Origin of the sequence: Pantoea agglomerans (assembly GCF_021397715.1) — a bacterium.
Lineage (GTDB): Bacteria > Pseudomonadota > Gammaproteobacteria > Enterobacterales > Enterobacteriaceae > Pantoea > Pantoea astica.
The window spans coordinates 2,746,174-2,763,745 of the sequence record NZ_CP090207.1 but is presented as its reverse complement, the minus strand read 5'-3'; the positions used below and the strand labels follow the sequence as shown (position 1 = coordinate 2,763,745).

At 54.6% G+C, this 17,572-nt stretch carries 14 protein-coding genes; 5 read left to right on the top strand and 9 right to left on the bottom strand.

The window, feature by feature from the left end; translation table 11 throughout:
• Window positions 1–107: 107 nt before the first annotated feature.
• From ompF to pncB, 3 genes are all read right to left on the bottom strand, one after another.
• A complete protein-coding gene (gene ompF / locus LZU96_RS13125) occupies window positions 108–1,211 on the bottom strand; it encodes a porin OmpF (RefSeq protein ID WP_293000671.1) in 1,104 nt (367 codons plus the stop codon).
• A 301-nt stretch (window positions 1,212–1,512) separates the two neighbouring features.
• Window positions 1,513–2,913, bottom strand: coding sequence for an asparagine--tRNA ligase (gene asnS, locus LZU96_RS13120; protein ID WP_233984715.1), 1,401 nt, complete (start codon window positions 2,911–2,913; stop codon window positions 1,513–1,515).
• Window positions 2,914–3,070: 157 nt separating this feature from the next.
• Window positions 3,071–4,276 (bottom strand): nicotinate phosphoribosyltransferase, encoded by a 1,206-nt coding sequence (pncB, locus tag LZU96_RS13115; RefSeq protein WP_233984714.1) that lies wholly within the window; start codon window positions 4,274–4,276, stop codon window positions 3,071–3,073.
• 244 nt (window positions 4,277–4,520) lie between these two features.
• Between pncB and pepN the strand changes: the two genes are divergently transcribed.
• The gene (gene pepN / locus LZU96_RS13110; protein WP_233984713.1) at window positions 4,521–7,136 is read left to right on the top strand and encodes an aminopeptidase N; all 2,616 of its coding nucleotides are present in this window, start codon (window positions 4,521–4,523) and stop codon (window positions 7,134–7,136) included.
• 39 nt (window positions 7,137–7,175) lie between these two features.
• Here the strand turns inward: pepN and ssuB are convergent, their stop codons facing one another.
• Genes ssuB through ssuE form a run of 5 tightly spaced genes read right to left on the bottom strand, consistent with a single transcriptional unit; the run spans window position 7,176 to window position 11,437 of the window.
• Window positions 7,176–7,964, bottom strand: coding sequence for an aliphatic sulfonates ABC transporter ATP-binding protein (gene ssuB / locus LZU96_RS13105; protein WP_233984712.1), 789 nt, complete (start codon window positions 7,962–7,964; stop codon window positions 7,176–7,178).
• Window positions 7,961–8,752 carry an aliphatic sulfonate ABC transporter permease SsuC gene (ssuC, locus tag LZU96_RS13100; RefSeq protein WP_094120121.1) on the bottom strand — a complete coding sequence of 264 codons (792 nt, stop codon included), beginning with the start codon at window positions 8,750–8,752 and terminating at the stop codon, window positions 7,961–7,963. The genes ssuB and ssuC overlap by 4 nt, the downstream gene beginning before the upstream one ends.
• Before the next feature lie 10 nt (window positions 8,753–8,762).
• Window positions 8,763–9,908 (bottom strand): FMNH2-dependent alkanesulfonate monooxygenase, encoded by a 1,146-nt coding sequence (gene ssuD / locus LZU96_RS13095; RefSeq protein WP_233984711.1) that lies wholly within the window; start codon window positions 9,906–9,908, stop codon window positions 8,763–8,765.
• Window positions 9,909–9,919: 11 nt separating this feature from the next.
• Window positions 9,920–10,873 (bottom strand): sulfonate ABC transporter substrate-binding protein, encoded by a 954-nt coding sequence (locus LZU96_RS13090; RefSeq protein WP_233984710.1) that lies wholly within the window; start codon window positions 10,871–10,873, stop codon window positions 9,920–9,922.
• Between the two features lie 12 nt (window positions 10,874–10,885).
• Window positions 10,886–11,437 carry an NADPH-dependent FMN reductase gene (gene ssuE / locus LZU96_RS13085; protein ID WP_233984709.1) on the bottom strand — a complete coding sequence of 184 codons (552 nt, stop codon included), beginning with the start codon at window positions 11,435–11,437 and terminating at the stop codon, window positions 10,886–10,888.
• Between the two features lie 748 nt (window positions 11,438–12,185).
• Between ssuE and LZU96_RS13080 the strand changes: the two genes are divergently transcribed.
• From LZU96_RS13080 to LZU96_RS13065, 4 genes are all read left to right on the top strand, one after another.
• A complete protein-coding gene (locus tag LZU96_RS13080; protein WP_233984708.1) occupies window positions 12,186–13,166 on the top strand; it encodes a glycosyltransferase family 2 protein in 981 nt (326 codons plus the stop codon).
• 83 nt (window positions 13,167–13,249) lie between these two features.
• Window positions 13,250–14,551 carry a flippase gene (locus tag LZU96_RS13075; RefSeq protein ID WP_233984707.1) on the top strand — a complete coding sequence of 434 codons (1,302 nt, stop codon included), beginning with the start codon at window positions 13,250–13,252 and terminating at the stop codon, window positions 14,549–14,551.
• Between the two features lie 134 nt (window positions 14,552–14,685).
• Window positions 14,686–15,696: a quinone-dependent dihydroorotate dehydrogenase gene (gene pyrD / locus LZU96_RS13070; protein WP_233984706.1), complete on the top strand. Its 1,011-nt coding sequence runs from the start codon at window positions 14,686–14,688 to the stop codon at window positions 15,694–15,696.
• 153 nt (window positions 15,697–15,849) lie between these two features.
• Window positions 15,850–16,392 carry a cell division protein ZapC gene (locus LZU96_RS13065; protein ID WP_233984705.1) on the top strand — a complete coding sequence of 181 codons (543 nt, stop codon included), beginning with the start codon at window positions 15,850–15,852 and terminating at the stop codon, window positions 16,390–16,392.
• A 2-nt stretch (window positions 16,393–16,394) separates the two neighbouring features.
• Here LZU96_RS13065 and LZU96_RS13060 read toward each other — a convergent pair whose 3' ends face one another.
• Entirely contained in the window at window positions 16,395–17,504 is a 1,110-nt protein-coding gene (locus LZU96_RS13060; protein WP_233984704.1) for a YcbX family protein, read from the bottom strand.
• Between the last annotated feature and the right edge of the window lie 68 nt (window positions 17,505–17,572).

Sequence of the window (17,572 nt, the reverse complement as noted above, 5' to 3'; positions counted from 1 at the left end):
AAAAGGGAGCGTGGGTAAGCGTCGGGAGAAAAAGGGCGTCTGGCTGGATAACAGACATAAAAAAACGGGGCCGATGGCCCCGTCTTCAAACAGTTCTGACAGCGAGATTAGAACTGGTAAACCAGACCCAGTGCAACTACGTCGTCTGTATTCAGACCCAGACGGTTGTTGTCATCCAGCTGGTTGATCTGGTAGTCCACATAGGTAGACATGTTTTTGTTGAAGTAGTAGGTTGCGCCCACGTCGATGTATTTAACCAGGTCAGCATCGCCCACGCCTTCGATATCTTTGCCTTTAGACTGAACGTAGGCGATAGATGGACGCAGGCCGAAGTCGAACTGATACTGTGCAACCAACTCAATGTTCTGCGCTTTGTTTGCGAAAGCAGTGGTATCGGTGCCAGGTCCAGTTGTCAGAGTGAACGGCGTTGAGTTACGGGTTTCACCGTAATAAGCCGCCAGGTAGACATTGTTTGCATCATACTTCAGACCGGTTGCCCAGTTTTCAGCGCGTTTACCCTGACCGACAACAGTACCGTTAGCTGCAACGCCAGCGGCCTGTGCATCGGTACGGTCGCTGCTGCTATAGGCACCCACAACACCTACACCGATTGGTGAGACGTAAGACGTTGACAGACCCCAGCCGTCGCCGTTTGAACGACGAATTTCATCACGCTCGTTTTTGCCCTGATACTGAACGGCGAAATCCCAGCCATCTACCAGACCAAAGAAGTTAGTGTTGCGGTAAGTCAGCAGGCCGGTGCTACGACCGTTCATGAAGTTATCTGAGTATCCTGAGTCGCCACCGAACTCTGGCAGCATATCGGTCCAGCCGATTGCATCGTAAACCACACCGTAGTTACGGCCGTAGTCGATTGAGCCAGCATCACCGAATTTCAGACCGGCAAAGCCCAGACGGGTTCTGTTACCGTCTTGCGCGTCAGAACCTTCAGAGTTGTTCGCCTGAACGTTGTATTCCCACTGGCCGTAACCGGTCAGCTGGTCGTTAATCTGAGTTTCACCCTTGAAGCCGAAGCGAACGTAAGTATTGTCGCCATCGCTGCCGTCGTTATCAGAGAAGTAATGCAGGCCAACGGCTTTACCGTACAGGTCCAGTTTGTTGCCGTCTTTATTATAAATTTCGGCTGCGTTTGCTGCGCCTGCGGCTAACAGAGCAGGGATAACCACTGCAAGAATATTGCGCTTCATCATTATTCATTACCCTCGTTGGAGTTATTTGTACACCTGCCACTGCCGTCAAGAAACCTTTACGGGAACCCTGAGAGAAGTTTGGTGTCTTCCTGTGTCTGCACGCATCTTTCCATCCAACCCGCCTTAATTCTACCTCGAAAATGCTACGAAACTCGTAATCTGGTTTCAAAAGGAAAATATGTATTACAAAATGTAAAAAACACGGAACTTTGTGAGAGAACTCAAAATTTACAAAAATAAAAAAAGGCCGGCAGTGCCGACCTCTTTATATATATGAATTTCTTATAATTAATGCTGAAAGTTAGAAACTTGCGTTGCGTGGAGTGCGTGGGAACGGAATTACATCCCTGACATTCTGTACGCCGGTCACATAGGCGATTAAACGTTCAAAGCCTAATCCGAAGCCAGAATGTGGCACGGTGCCATAGCGACGAAGGTCACGATACCACCAGTAATCTTCTTTATTCAGGCCCATCTCTTCGAGACGTGCGTCGAGCACATCCAGACGTTCTTCACGCTGGGAACCGCCGATAATTTCACCGATGCCAGGTGCCAGGACATCCATTGCTGCAACAGTTTTGCCGTCGTCATTCAGGCGCATATAGAACGCCTTAATGTCTTTCGGATAGTTCTTCACCACTACCGGCGCTTTAAAATGTTTCTCGGCCAGGTAACGTTCATGTTCAGAGGAGAGATCGATTCCCCACGAGACCGGGTTTTCGAAGGTCTGACCACAATTCATCAGAATCTCAACCGCGTCGGTGTAATCAACCTGGGCGAAATCGGTGGTAATGAAACGCTGCAGGCGCTCAACCGCTTCTTTATCTACGCGCTCGGCAAAGAAGGCCATGTCATCGGCACGCTCTTCCAGCACCGCGTTGAAGACATATTTCAGCATCGCTTCTGCCAGCGCAGCGGCATCATCCAGTGATGCAAAGGCAATTTCCGGCTCCAGCATCCAGAATTCCGCCAGATGGCGGCTGGTGTTGGAGTTCTCTGCGCGGAACGTCGGGCCAAAGGTGTAGATTTTTGACAGGGCGCTGGCATAGGTTTCGCCGTTCAGCTGGCCCGAAACGGTCAGGAAGGCTTCTTTACCAAAGAAATCTTCGCTGAAATCGACCTTGCCCTGATCGTTGCGCGGCAGGTTTTCAAGGTCCAGCGTCGAGACGCGGAACATCTCGCCAGCCCCTTCGGTATCGGAAGCGGTAATCAGCGGCGTCGAAACCCAGAAGTAACCATTTTCATGGAAAAAGCGATGCAGCGCCTGCGCCAGGGTATGACGGACGCGGGCAACAGCACCGATCAGGTTGGTGCGTGGACGCAGGTGAGCCACCTCACGCAGATACTCGATGCTGTGACGCTTCGCCGCCATCGGGTAGCTGTCAGGATCTTCCACCCAGCCGACGACTTCAACATGGGTCGCCTGAATCTCAAAAGCCTGGCCCTGACCGGGTGAGGCCACCACGGTGCCGGTGATAATCACCGAACAGCCGGTAGTCAGACGCAGAACTTCATCCTGATAATTATTCAGAGAATTATTGACGACTGCCTGAACGGGATTAAAGCAGGAGCCGTCGTAAACGGCGATGAAGGAAAGACCGGCTTTTGAATCTCTTCGGGTACGCACCCAACCACGTACGGTGACTTCACTGTCAACCGCGACGCGACCGTGCAGTACGTCCGCTACAGGCACTACGCTCATAAATATCTCTCTATATAGAAGAAGTGAGTAAAAAGTTCCCCAGACCGGGGTTTTGCTATGTTACTTGCGAGTCTTCAGGAAACAAGCAAAATTGCGGCGGAACGGAAGATTTATTACAGCAGAAGCGGGGCGGATCAACGCCCCGATGAGAAAGGATTTAACTCGCTTTTTTCACCAGCGGCAAATCAAAGGCTTTGCGCAGGGCTCTGACAAAGGCCTTATCCTGGCAGATGGTTTTGCCGGGGCTATCAGAGAGTTTTGCTACCGGCTTGCCGTTGCACTGCACCAGTTTAATCACAATGTTCAGCGGCGTGACGCCCGGAATATCACAGGTGAGACGGGTTCCGATACCAAAAATGACGCTGGTGCGCTGACCAAAATGACGGTAAAGCGCCAGCGCTTTGTCGAGATTAAGATTGTCAGAGAAGACCAGCGTCTTGCTTTGCGGGTCGATGCCCAGCTTCTGATAGTGCGCCAGCGCTTTTTCGCCCCATTCAACCGGATCACCCGAGTCGTGGCGCAGCCCCTGATAGCGTCGGGCAAACACCGGACCAAAGTCGCGCAGGAAGGCATCCATGGCGATGCAGTCGGTCAGGGCGATGCCGAGCTGGCCATCATATTCATCCAGCCACGCCTGCAGCGCGGCGCGCTGGCTGTTGGCCAGGACCGGGCTGATCTGCTGGAACGCCTGGAACCACTCGTGCGCCTGGGTGCCGACCGGTGTCAGGGACAGACGGCGCGCCAGATCGTAATTACTGGTGCCGATTAGCCACGGGAAATCCTGTTTCAGCGTCGCCACAATCGCCTGCTGTACCTCCTGCGAATAGCGACGGCGGGTTCCAAAATCCATCAGCTGAAAGCGGGACATATCCAGATCGGCGACCTGCGTCTTAAAGGTGGCGAGTTTTTGCTGCAGATGGTCAACGGCCTGCTGAGCGGTGACCTGAGGCGTGCGATGGCGATGCACCACTTCGCTGATCAGCGCCAGCAGCGGCACTTCCCACAAAATCACTTCACGCCACGGCCCCTGAATGCGCAGTTCCAGTTGGCCGTGGTGATTGCGCACCTCAACCTGATCGGGGTTATAACGAAAATCGCGCAGCCAGTTCAGATAATCCTGCTGAAAGAAGGGCAGGCGGGATAACCACTGATACTCATCATCGGTCAGCGCCAGCGTTTGCATTGCGCGAATCGCATCACGAATCTCATCAGCGTAAAGGCCCAGCAGTTCGTCGCCGCGGCAGCGAAACTCCGCCGCCACCGTTACATCGTGATAGCGGTGGAACACGGCTTGCTGCATGTGGAGCTTATAAGCGTCCGTATCGAGCAGCGAGGTCAGTATCGGGGAAGCATGTCCTGTCATGGCGCGTTTCAGCATCCTGTTCGGTGGCGCAGAGCCCGGTGTTGTACACAGTCTAAAAGACGCGAAAGTATAATTCAGTCATAAACGCCAATCACAGCATATTTCACTGTCGTGGGTCGAGGCCAATCTGTGCCATTGTTAACAGATTGTAGCCATTTCACCCATTACGTGCATTGTGCGTGGCAAGCTTGTATTAACAAGCTTAGACTTTGCCAGGTAAACTTATAACAACGCGAGACGGAATATGACGCAACAGCCCCAAATTAAGTATCGCCACGACTATCGTGCGCCGGATTACACCATCACCGACATCGATTTAACCTTTGAACTGGATGCGTCGACCACTCGCGTAACGGCGATCAGTCAGATTAAACGCCTCGGTGACAGCCAGGCTGAATTGCGTCTGGACGGCGAAGAGTTAACCCTGATCGCGATTGAGGTAAACGGAGAGCCCTGGACTGACTATCGCGAAGAAGAGGGCGCGCTGGTGCTGAGCCAGCTGCCAGAGAGCTTCACTCTTAAAATCATCAATGATATCCATCCGGATCAGAACACGGCGCTGGAAGGGTTATACAAATCAGGCGAGGCGCTTTGTACCCAATGTGAGGCTGAAGGCTTCCGTCATATTACCTGGTATCTGGATCGCCCCGATGTGCTGGCGCGTTTCACCACCACCCTTTTTGCCGATGGCGAACGTTATCCGTACCTGCTTTCGAACGGTAACCGCATCGACAGCGGACGTGACGAGCAGGGCCGCAGCTGGGTCAAATGGCAGGACCCGTTCCCCAAGCCGTGCTACCTGTTTGCGCTGGTAGCGGGTGATTTCGACGTGCTGCGCGACAGTTTCACCACCCGTTCGGGACGCGACGTGGCGCTGGAAATTTTTGTCGATCGCGGCAATCTTGATCGCGCCGACTGGGCGATGACCTCGCTGAAAAACAGCATGAAGTGGGATGAAGAGCGTTTCGGGCTCGAATATGACCTCGACATCTTTATGATCGTGGCGGTCGATTTCTTCAATATGGGTGCGATGGAGAATAAAGGCCTCAACGTCTTCAACGCCAAATATGTGCTGGCGAAAGCGGAAACCGCCACCGATAAAGATTACCTCGGCATTGAAGCGGTGATCGGCCACGAATATTTCCATAACTGGACCGGCAACCGCGTTACCTGCCGTGACTGGTTCCAGCTCAGCCTGAAAGAGGGACTGACGGTATTCCGCGATCAGGAGTTCAGTTCAGACCTCGGCTCACGCGCGGTAAATCGCATCGACAATGTGCGTATCGTGCGCGGTGCACAGTTTGCTGAGGATGCCAGCCCGATGGCGCACCCGATCCGCCCGGATCAGGTCATTGAAATGAATAACTTCTACACCCTGACGGTGTATGAGAAAGGATCGGAAGTGATCCGTATGCTGCACACTCTGCTGGGCGAAGCCAGTTTCCAGAAAGGAATGCAGCTCTACTTTGATCGCCACGACGGCAGTGCGGCCACCTGTGACGATTTTGTGCAGGCGATGGAAGATGCCTCTAACGTCGATCTGTCACAGTTCCGCCGCTGGTACAGCCAGTCTGGAACCCCGGTGCTGACGGTGCGCGATGACTATAACCCGGAACTGGAGCAGTATACGCTGCACGTCACCCAGCACACGCCAGCGACTGCCGATCAGAAAGAGAAGCTGCCGCTGCACATCCCGCTTGATATCGAACTTTATGATAATGAAGGTAAGGTGATCCCGTTGCAGCACAACGGTCATCCGGTGCATCACGTACTGAATGTCACCGAAGAGTTTCAGACCTTTATTTTTGATAACGTTTACTTCCAGCCGGTGCCGTCGCTGTTACGTGAATTTTCTGCGCCGGTGAAGCTCGATTACAAATGGAGCGATGCGCAGCTCACCTTCCTGATGCGTCATGCGCGCAACGATTTCTCACGCTGGGATGCGGCACAGAGCCTGCTGGCAACCTATATCCGTCTCAACGTGGCACGCTATCAGCAGGGACAACACCTGTCGCTGCCGCTGCATGTGGCGGATGCGTTCCGGGCGGTGCTGCTGGATACCGACTGCGATCCGGCGCTGACCGCGCTGATTCTGACCTTGCCGACTGAAAATGAGATCGCCGAACTGTTCGATGTTATCGATCCACAGGCGATTGCCCTGGTACGTGACGCACTGCAGCGCACGCTGGCGCGTGAACTGGCTGACGAGTTCTTTGCGATTTATAACGCCAATCAGCAGAGTGAATACCGGGTTGAGCATGCGGCGATTGGTCAGCGCAGCCTGAAAAATATCTGCCTGAACTATCTGGCGTTTGGCGATGCGCAACTGGCAGATAAGCTGGTGCAGACGCAATATCATCAGGCCACCAACATGACCGATGCGCTGGCGGCGCTCTCCGCTGCGGTGTCGGCGCAGCTGCCGTGCCGGGATGCGTTGCTGGCGGCCTACGATGAACGCTGGCACCAGGATGGTCTGGTTATGGATAAGTGGTTTGTGTTGCAGGCCACCAGTCCGGCTTCGAACGTGCTGCGTAACGTGCGTCAGCTACTGAATCACCGCTCCTTCAGCATGAGTAACCCGAACCGCGTGCGTTCGCTGGTCGGGGCCTTTGCCTCCGCCAACCCGTCTGCGTTCCACGCCAAAGATGGCAGCGGTTATAAATTCCTGCTGGAGATGCTGATCGATCTCAACACCCGTAACCCGCAGGTCGCGGCACGGATGGTGGAACCATTGATTCGGCTGAAACGCTATGACGAGGATCGTCAGGCGATGATGCGCGATGCGCTGGAACAGCTGAAAGGGCTGGAAAAGCTGTCGGGCGATCTCTATGAGAAGATCACCCGGGCGCTGAACGCCTGATAGCAAAATGGCGGAGGCCGCTGGGCTCCGCCATTTTTTTTAGCGTTGTCGGGCCAGACGGACCGGTTGTGCCGGTGCCGTACGGCGCATCACGCGATCCAGCACCTCCGCCTCCAGCTCTGCCAGCCGTGGCGAGCCACGCCGTCTGGGACGCGGCAGATCGACCAGCAGATCCAGACCAATCTCGCCTTCCTCAATCAGCAGCACCCGATCCGCCATCGCCACCGCTTCACTCACATCATGGGTCACCAGCAGAACGGTAAAATGATGCTGCTGCCACAGGGATTCAATCAGCTCCTGCATTTCGATGCGGGTCAGGGCATCCAGCGCCCCCAGCGGCTCATCCAGCAGCAGCAAACCTGGCCGGTGAATCAACGCCCGGGCCAGCGCCACACGCTGTTTCTGTCCGCCGGAGAGGGTAGCGGGCCACTCATTAGCCCGATCGGCCAGCCCGACCGCTGCCAGCGCATCCTGCGCCGCACTGCGCCATGCCGTGCCTTTCAGGCCGAGGCCGACATTATCAATCACCTTTTTCCACGGCAGCAGACGCGCGTCCTGAAACATCAGGCGGGTATCGTCGCGCGCCGAGTGTAACGGCGCATTACCCGCCAGCAGCTGGCCGCTGGAGGTCTGCTCCAGCCCGGCCAGCAGACGCAGCAGGGTACTTTTACCGCAGCCGCTACGGCCGACGACCGCCACAAACTGGCCCGACGGAATATGCAGATCGATATGGTTCAGGATAGTGCGGCTGCCATACTGCTTGCTGACGTTGTTAACGCCGACCGGGGTGCCGGTGTTGAGGCGCGCCGGGGAAAGTGTCTGACTCATGCGTTCTCCTCCTTCAGTTGATAAGCCGGATGCCAGCGCAGCCAGACGCGTTCCAGCAACAACGCGGCGACATCAGCCAGTTTACCGAGCAGGGCATACAGAATGATGGCGACCACCACCACATCGGTCTGCAGAAATTCCCGCGCATTCATCGCCAGATAACCGATGCCGGAGTTAGCCGAAATGGTTTCCGCCACGATCAGCGTCAGCCACATCAGGCCGAGCGCAAAACGGACGCCGACCATGATATTCGGCAGCGCGCCAGGCAGGATCACCTGGATAAACAGGCTCCAGCCAGAGAGGCCATAACTGCGCGCCATCTCCACCAGCCCGCGATCGATATTGCGAATGCCGTGATAGGTATTGAGATAGATCGGAAACAGCGTACCGAGCGCCACCAGGAAGATTTTCGCCGACTCATCGATACCGAACCACAGAATCACCAGCGGGATCAGCGCCAGATGGGGCACGTTACGCAGCATCTGCACCGAAGTATCCAGCAGCCGTTCGCCGGTACGTGAGGTGCCGGTAATCAGCCCGAGCAGCAGCCCGATGGAACCGCCGATAGTGAAACCAATCAGCGCCCGCCAGCTACTGATCGCCAGGTGTTGCCACAGTTCGCCGCTGGCGGCCAGCTGCCAGAACGTGGTCACGATTTTTTCCGGCGCCGGCAGAATGCGGGTCGATAACCAGCCGGTTTGCGAGGCGATCTGCCATGCCACCACCAGCAGAGCGGGCAGCACCCACGGCACCAGCGTATCAGCGAGACGTTTACCTGTTCTGGCCATGATGCTCTCCTCAGCCCCGGGCGACTTTTTTCTCAGGGGTAAAATCGTTGGCAACCGCTTCACCGTGCGCCTGAACGACGCGCGGCTGTGGCACCAGCGGAACCTGCAGATCGAGATGCGGGAACAGCAGTTCACCGACGCGATAAGCCTCTTCCAGATGCGGATAGCCCGACAAAATAAAGGTTTCAATCCCCAACGCTTCATACTCTTTGATGCGCGCCGCTACCGTGGGTCCGTCACCGACCAGTGCGGTTCCTGCACCACTGCGCACCAGACCGACACCGGCCCACAGGTTCGGGCTGATCTCCAGCTTGTCGCGCCGGCCGCCGTGCAGCGCGGCCATCCGGCGCTGACCGACAGAATCGGCCCGCTGAAAGGCAGCCTGCGCTTTAGCGATGGTGGCATCATCGACATTGGCAATCAGTTTATCAGCCGCCTGCCAGGCCTCTTCATTTGTCTCACGTACAATCACATGCAGACGAATGCCGAAACGTACCGACCGGCCCTGAGCCGCGGCTTTGGCTCGCACCTGATCAATTTTCTCTTTCACCTGCGCCGGCGGTTCACCCCAGGTGAGATAGACATCGACCTGTTCAGCCGCCAGATCCTGAGCCGGTTCCGAAGAGCCACCAAACCACAATGGCGGACGCGGTTGCTGTACCGGCTTAAACATCAGGCGGGCACCGCGCACCTTAACGTGTTTGCCTTCGTAATCGACCGTTTCGCCCTCCAGCACCCGACGCCAGACGCGGGTAAATTCAGCGGACTCGGCGTAACGCTCCCGATGGTCGAGAAAGACGCCATCGCCTGCCAGCTCTTCCGGATCGCCGCCGGTGACCAGATTAAACAGTGCGCGACCGTTGGATAAACGATCCAGCGTCGCCGCCTGTCGCGCCGCCTGGGTCGGTGAAATCACGCCCGGACGCAGCGCGACCAGAAAACGCAGGCGCTGGGTGACCGGAATCAGCGAGGCGGCAACCAGCCAGGCATCCTCACAGGAGCGGCCGGTCGGGATCAGCACGCCGCCAAAACCGAGACGATCAGCCGCCTGCGCAACCTGTTGCAGATAGGCGTGATCCACCGGGCGCGCACCTTCTGCGGTGCCAAGATAGTGGCCGTCGCCATGCGTCGGCAGAAACCAGAATATGGATACCATTTTTTTGCTCCTTATTGCGTCACGGTAGGGGATTGCCAGATACGATCGCGAATCGATAGTTTCACTGGCAGCAGATGATTGGCATAGAACAGGTCAGCGGTATGCTGTTGTGCCTCCGCGGTTTTGTCGCTAACCGGCGTAATGGTGGTGGGCGGTCGATGGCTGAGATAGCTGGCAATCACCGGTTCGGGTAAACCTATCGCCTGCGCTAACAGCGTAATACTCTGCGGGCGCTGGCTGCGGGTCAGCGCATCGGCGGCGCTAAAGGTATCCAGCACCTGCTGAATGAAGGCACCGTGTGCCTCGGCATAGCTGCGGGTGGCTAAATAGAACGACCCGGTCAGATTGAGTTTGCTGCCATCCACCAGCACGCGTGAGTTGCCCTGTAACAGCACTGACGAGTAGTAGGGATCCCAGATCGCCCAGGCATCGACATTTCCCTGCTGGAATGCGGCACGCGCATCAGCCGGCGTCAGATAAACCGGGGTGATGTCTTTGAAGCTCAGGCCTGCCTGTTGCAGGGCGCGCAGCAGTAAATTGTGCGAGCTGGAGCCTTTCTGAAAGGCGACTTTCTTGCCTTTCAGATCCGCGACCTGCTGCAGCGCGCTGGTTTTCGGGACCAGAATCACTTCCGCCTGCGGCTTTGGCGGTTCCGAACCGACATAGAGCAGGTCCGCGCCGGCGGCCTGGGCGAACAGCGGCGGAAGATCGCCGGTGCTGCCGAGATCAATACTGTTCACATTCAGCGCTTCCAGCATCTGTGGACCCGCCGGAAACTCTATCCACTGAATTTTGGTGTGTGGAAAACGCTTCTCTAACAGCTGATGCGATTTCGCCAGCACCATACTGACTGAACCCTTTTGATATCCAATGCGAATCTGCGCCGGATCGGGCTGTGCGGCCTGCGCCTGTAGCCCAGCCAGTAACAATCCCGCCGTCAGCCATTTTGCTAATGTCAGTTTCATTCATCTGCTCCTTTATACTGCGTGTGCAACGGGATGGTGGTGACGAGTCAGCGCCAGCCAGAACGCGGCTACCGCATCATCCAGGCGCTGCGCCAGCGAATCCTGCAGTTGCGGCTGACGGTCGTAATGCTGGATCTGGTTATCTTCGGCATAAACGCCATGCAGAATTTCCTGTGCTTTCAGCGCGTTGAGTACCGGCTTTAAGGCGTAGTCGAGCGCCAGCATATGACCGGCACTGCCGCCACTGGCCAGGGGCAGCACAACCTTGTGCTCCAGCGCGCGCTCCGGCAGCAGGTCGAGCAGGGTTTTCAGCGCGCCGGAAAAAGAGGCTTTATAAATTGGCGTCGCCACGATCAGGCCATCGGCGGCGGCCAGATCGTCCTGTAAGGCCAGCAGCGCTGGGGCATCGAAGCGCGCATTGATCAGGTCGTCGGGCTGGAAGTTATGAATATTCCACGGAATGACTTCGATACCCCGTGCTTCCAGTTTGTGCTGACACAGCGTCAGTAATGAGGTAGAGCGTGAGGGAAACCGTGGGCTGCCTGCCAGCGTAATAACTCGCATCGTCACTCCTTATAACTAAAAGTTATTGATTATCTAATGTTGAGAACTTATGCCTTCATACTGTCAGAGCCGCGAGAGGGGCTTAAATGATTTATCTGGCAAACTAAGGGTGAAAACTGCAAATAGGCGGGCAGGGTGATAAGCGGCGTCTGAACCGGTTCCGATAATTCTTAAATTTCCCCTAATCCGGACAATCACTCATTAAAAGCGATGATGCGAGATTGCAAAATTAGCGAACCGCCGCGGTTAAATCATCCAGCGACTGATTGCTTAAACATTCTTATTATGGTTAAGCAGTGATTAAACGGGGCGGGAAAAGAAGAAAGGGAAAAAAACGATATAAAATCAAACCCTCTGTCGGTGTCACGCGGGAAAATGTTCAGATTAATTGCAGAAACGTTAGTGAAACGAAAAGAATGGAATGATGAAGATATTCACGGTTTCAGGTATTCGCTTACACTTTCCCGATTCTGGTTACCGCGACTTTTTGCCGGCAATTTAAATCAAACCTCAACCGTTTTAACATCGCACCGCGCTATAGATGCAACTTATTTAACAGTGGCGGCGATCTGAACACTTCGATCGTTTTTTCCCGACTGGTCTTTATCGGCTTAACCGGTTTAAGATAATCAGGCTCAATGTAAGCAGCCCTAATAACACACTATTCTTTTCGACGTTTCGCCTCTGGTCAGGACCTGCATCAGGCAGGTGAACCGTATTGTCATTTTCTAACAGCAGAGAAATGCCTATGTCTGACATCCTTTTATCGGTAATTATTCCGACTTACAATGTTGAAAAATATATTGTCGAGTGCGTTGATTCTTTATTACGCCAGGTAAAAGCGCCCAATGAAATAATCATTGTTAATGATGGATCAACTGATGGCACGCTGGCCCTGATTGAACAGAATTATTCGCACCTTTCACAGGTCAAAGTGATCACCATTGAAAATGGCGGTCTGGGTAATGCCCGCGATACCGGTATCGCGCTGGCACAGGGCGAGTTCCTTTTCTTCTGTGACCCGGATGATGTGGTGGTTGACGGGCTGGTGGCAGAACTGGCAACCGTCGCAGAAAAACATCCTCAGACCGACCTGTTCTGCTTTAATTCCTGCGTTTACGAAGATGGTCATATCGAGATCACCTCGCCTAAAGTAAAACACGATCAGTTTGGTTTGCAGCCCCCGCAGGAAGCCTTTATGCGTCTGCTGCGTAACGGCAGTTACACCTCGGCAGTCTGGAACTATGCGATCAAAAAAAGTGTTATAGAGCAGCATAAATTACGTTTCGTTCGCCGGATTCATGAAGACCACAATTTTACGCTGGCGGTATTTATGAAATGCCAGCAGGCGTGGGTCAGTCGTCAGGTTTATTATAAACAGCGTATCCGTAGCGGTTCGCTTACTAACAGTACCAAAGGTGATGAGTTTTTCTTTCAGCGTTATGATGCCTTTATGCATGCCTACAATACGCTGAGCAGTTCCCAGGCTAAATCAGAATGGCGGGCCACGCTGGAGAAAGCCTATTTAACTCACTCTTTCCGCCTGATGATCTATTTATCGCTGTATAACCAGACGCCGGTACCAGAATATGTCAGGAATGCGATTCGCTTTATGGGGCGAGACGTTAAAACTCAGAACTTTAAAGAGTGGTTGCTGTTTAATCAGCCGGATCTGTTTATTGCATTACAGCGTTACAAAGTAAAAAAGGAAATTAACCGCGCAGCCTGATTCTGAAAAGTGTGTAGCGATATTGTTTATGCCTTAGCGAAATGAGAAGGTGAGACATGCAATGTGTATAAGGTTGTTGCGACATGGCAAAAGTTCTTGATAAAAGTCTGATAGTTAATATCTTCTCGCTGCTGGCGTACCGCGGCGCCTCGTTTCTGTTTCCGCTGGCGACGTTACCCTATCTGGCCCGTATTCTGGGTGTTGAGCAGATGGGGACCCTGGCACTGGCCATTGCCTGTGTGCTCTATTGCAGCACCATCTCCGACTGGGGATTCAATGTCTTTACCACCAAAGATATTGCTCACCATCGTGATGACAAAGCGCGGGTCAGCCAGCTGTTCTGGTCAACCTTTAATGCCAAACTGATGCTGCTGGTGCTCACCAGTGGCACCCTGCTGACGGCAACCTGGTTTAATCCCGCCTGGCATCCGCTGTTCTTTATTATCCTCGCCAACTGCACCACGCTGATCGGCTCGCTGTTCTCCTTCGGCTGGCTGATGCAGGGATTTGAGAAGCTCGGTAAAACGGCGGTGATCGCCACCTTTGGTAACTTCTGTGCCATCCCGCTGACTTTTCTGCTGGTCAAAACCCCGGCTGATACCTGGCTGGCTGCCCTGATTCCAGGTGCGGTTTCGATTATCAGTGCCGCCATTACGCTGAAGTTTGTGCTGGAGATGAAGGTCATTGGCCGTTACCGCTTTGAGCCACGCGAAATTAAACAGCGCATCACCGACAGCATGGATGTGTTTATCGCCATTGCCGGTGCCAACCTGTTTAACAGCGTTAACGTGGTGATCCTCGCGTCGTTTACCTCGCACTATATGGTGGGGATTTACAACGGGGCGGATCGCCTGCGTAAAGCGGCCAACTCGGTGCCGGAACAGATCGGTAGCGCCTTTTTCCCGCGCGTCAGTCACCTGTTCGGGCGCGATAAGCGTGCCGCAATCGCTGCGACGCGCAAAAGTCTGCTGCTCTCTTTCTCTCTCAGCCTGTCGATCGTGATATTTACCTGGCTGTTTGCCGATCAGGTGGTGTCGCTGCTCCTGGGCAAAGCCTTTATGCCGTCGGCTGACGTGCTGCGGGTATTTGTGCTCTGCTTCCTGTTCGGCAATATCTCTTATCCGGCGGGCTTACAGATCCTGATCCCACATGGCCTGGCGCGCCAGCGTATGATGGTGATGATGGCGGCGGGAGTGATTAACGTGCCGCTCTGCTGTCTGCTGGCATGGCAATATGGCGCGATTGGCGCAGCCTGGTCGATGGTGCTGGCGGAAGCGTTCGTCTGCATTGGCATTTTCGGCATCATGCTGCGTCGCGGTATTCTGCGCGAATATCTGTTTCCGGCTGACGCCCCAATCAGCCCCGTAAACGATTCCGCGGGGTAAGATCAACTCCCGTTCAGATACTTTCCCGCATCCCCGCCGTTCGATTTACTTTTGCGCCAGAGCACTTTACCATTCTGGCGCACATTTTCCCGTGCACCGACTTTCACGATTGCTTCCGTCCTTCAGGAGAGTGCATGTTTTATCCTATCGTCCGACCGGCGCTGTTTAAACTCGACCCCGAACGCGCGCACGAACTCACCTTTCAGCAACTGCGTTTTATGAGCGGCACGCCGCTGGAAGGGTTATTCCGCCAGAAACTGCCGTCACGTCCGGTAACCTGCATGGGATTAACCTTTAAAAATGCCCTCGGCCTGGCGGCAGGTCTGGATAAAAACGCCGAATGTATTGACGCGTTTGGTGCCATGGGATTCGGTTTTGTTGAAGTTGGCACCGTCACGCCGCGCGCCCAGCCGGGAAATGACAAACCGCGGATGTTTCGTTTAGTCGAAGCGGGCGGCATTATTAATCGCATGGGGTTCAACAATCTTGGTGTCGATCACCTGGTCGAGAACGTGAAAAAAGCGCGATTTACGGGCGTGCTGGGGATTAATATCGGCAAAAATAAAGATACGCCGGTCGAGCAGGGCAAAGAGGATTATCTGATCTGCATGGAGAAGGTCTATGCCCATGCCGGTTATATCGCCATCAATATCTCCTCACCGAACACGCCGGGTTTACGCTCACTGCAATATGGCGAAGCACTGGACGATCTGCTGGCCTCAATCAAACAAAAACAAAAAGAGCTGGAACAGCGTCACTTAAAATATGTGCCGGTGGCGGTAAAAATTGCGCCCGACCTTTCTGAAGATGAGTTAATTCAGGTCGCTGACAGTTTAGTTCGTCATCAGATAGATGGCGTGATTGCTACCAATACCACCCTGGATCGTTCACTGGTCAGTGGTCTTAAATATGCGGAAGAAGCGGGTGGGCTAAGCGGCCGTCCGGTCCAGTCGCGCAGTACCGCGGTGATTCAGCGTCTCTCCCAGGAGCTGAAAGGTCAGCTGCCGATCATTGGCGTTGGCGGGATTGATTCACTGACGGCGGCACGCGAAAAGATCGCTGCGGGTGCGACGCTAGTCCAGATTTATTCAGGCTTTATTTATCAGGGACCCGGATTAATTAAAGATATCGTCACTTATCTCTAAGACATTTCTTACTATCGCAGGCCGGGGGGTTTATTTATCCTTCCGGCTCGTTTATATTTTGGCCTGTTGCACGAATTTTCAGCTTTTCCTTATGTTTCATTTTTCGCTGAATTCTGCGTGATTTTTGGCGCAGCGGTAAATACAGGGCACACTATGAAAATCAAACCTGATGATAACTGGCGTTGGTATTTTGACGCCAGCCACGACCGAATGATGCTCGACCTGGCTGACGGTATGCTTTTTCGTTCCCGTTATTCGCGCAAAATGCTCACTCCGGACGCGTTTAATCAATCCGGCTTTTGTGTTGATGACGCTGCGCTCTTTTTCACTTTTGAAGAGACCTGTCGCCAGTGTAAGTTGAGCAGCCAGCACCGCGCAGAACTGGTGTTAAATGCGCTGGTGGCGTCGCGATTCCTGAAACCGCTGATGCCGAAAAGCTGGCATTTCACCTCTTATGCGCCCGCTATGCGGCCAAACGTGGGTGAGATGGTGCAGGTGACGCTGGCGGAAAATGGCGAACAGGCGCGTCTGCTGGTGGTTGAAAACGGTGATAACGCCGCGCTATGCCTGCTGGCACAGCCAGGCCTGACCCTGGCGGGAAAAGCGATGGTGCTCGGCGATGCCATCAAGGTGATGAACGACCGCCTGCAACCTTACTGTCAGGATATTATTCCGCGCTACGCTCGCGCCGTCTGACTTCAGTTCAGCTCCACATCGCCAGCCGGGATACAGCTGCAACTTAACAGCGTGCCGTCCTGACGAATGGCGCTTTGCTTCAGCGCCTTAACCTCGCCCGCTACCAGCCTGAGTTTACAACTGCCGCATAAACCCGCCCGACAGGAGTAGGGGATGCGGAAACCCTGCATCTCCAGCTGCTCCAGCAAGACCTGCTGATTATCGCCGGTAAAGGTCTGGCCCTGAAACGTAATCTTCACCGCTGAGGGTGCCTGTTGCTGCGGTTCCAGTGTCTCAACCACCGCGCCGGCACCGTAGACGCGCGGCGTGTGGCGTTTAATCACGGTGACGTTATCGCCCGCCCGCACCACGCCCGAATTGCGGGCAATTAAATTCAGGCCAAAATCGACATCGCCGCTGCCATCCTGCGCGCTGCGAAAGCGTTGTAATGTTGCCAGCGGCTGGCCTGCCGGATGTTTATGCCCGGTTTCCGGGCTGACGGTGGTAAACACACAGCGGCTGCAGGGCTTGGTGACCTCAAAAACCACCTCGCCAATCTGCAGTTCCGCCCAGCTGTCTTCTTCCCAGGCGGCGGGACCGCTGATCACCAGGTTCGGACGAAACTGTTCCATACGTACGCTGGCCGGGCAGCGCTGTTGCAGATCCTGTAACGACGCACTGTTGACCAGCAAGAAAGGAAAACCATCAGCAAAGCTGAGCGGGACCGTTTCAAAATGTCTGACCCGTCGGGTAGGTTGCGGGCCGACCCAGCGCAGTTGCACCTCGCGCGGAAAGAACTGGCTTAGCCACTGATTGATCGGCTCGGGCGCGATACGGGCGGTGAAATGATTACCCCAGACTTCGGTCGGATGGTCCTGCTGACTGAAATCGCTGAAGCGGATGGGGATATGACTGCCGTCCGGCGCCTGCAGCAGCAGGCCATCAGGTAACAGAACCGGCGTAAAACGGACCATCTCCGGATACTGCCGCGCGGTAATAAAGGTTCCATCAGGTTCAGTCACCATAAACAGGCGATCAAACGCCAGTCCACTGTCTGACACTTGCGCATGTGACAGTTGCAGTCCCCGCATTGACTTCACAGGATGAATAAATAAGCGGGAAAGCGTAATCATGGTGTTCTCCTTGAACCCGACGCGCACGACAAAAGTAGCTAACTTTATGACATAGGTCTGCGATTCGC

Coding starts and splice junctions, on each gene's coding strand:
- ompF (WP_293000671.1), bottom strand. CDS start 1,211: ATGATGAAGCGCAATATTCTTGCAGTGGTTATCCCTGCTCTGTTAGCC.
- asnS (WP_233984715.1), bottom strand. CDS start 2,913: ATGAGCGTAGTGCCTGTAGCGGACGTACTGCACGGTCGCGTCGCGGTT.
- pncB (WP_233984714.1), bottom strand. CDS start 4,276: ATGACAGGACATGCTTCCCCGATACTGACCTCGCTGCTCGATACGGAC.
- pepN (WP_233984713.1), top strand. CDS start 4,521: ATGACGCAACAGCCCCAAATTAAGTATCGCCACGACTATCGTGCGCCG.
- ssuB (WP_233984712.1), bottom strand. CDS start 7,964: ATGAGTCAGACACTTTCCCCGGCGCGCCTCAACACCGGCACCCCGGTC.
- ssuC (WP_094120121.1), bottom strand. CDS start 8,752: ATGGCCAGAACAGGTAAACGTCTCGCTGATACGCTGGTGCCGTGGGTG.
- ssuD (WP_233984711.1), bottom strand. CDS start 9,908: ATGGTATCCATATTCTGGTTTCTGCCGACGCATGGCGACGGCCACTAT.
- LZU96_RS13090 (WP_233984710.1), bottom strand. CDS start 10,873: ATGAAACTGACATTAGCAAAATGGCTGACGGCGGGATTGTTACTGGCT.
- ssuE (WP_233984709.1), bottom strand. CDS start 11,437: ATGCGAGTTATTACGCTGGCAGGCAGCCCACGGTTTCCCTCACGCTCT.
- LZU96_RS13080 (WP_233984708.1), top strand. CDS start 12,186: ATGTCTGACATCCTTTTATCGGTAATTATTCCGACTTACAATGTTGAA.
- LZU96_RS13075 (WP_233984707.1), top strand. CDS start 13,250: ATGGCAAAAGTTCTTGATAAAAGTCTGATAGTTAATATCTTCTCGCTG.
- pyrD (WP_233984706.1), top strand. CDS start 14,686: ATGTTTTATCCTATCGTCCGACCGGCGCTGTTTAAACTCGACCCCGAA.
- LZU96_RS13065 (WP_233984705.1), top strand. CDS start 15,850: ATGAAAATCAAACCTGATGATAACTGGCGTTGGTATTTTGACGCCAGC.
- LZU96_RS13060 (WP_233984704.1), bottom strand. CDS start 17,504: ATGATTACGCTTTCCCGCTTATTTATTCATCCTGTGAAGTCAATGCGG.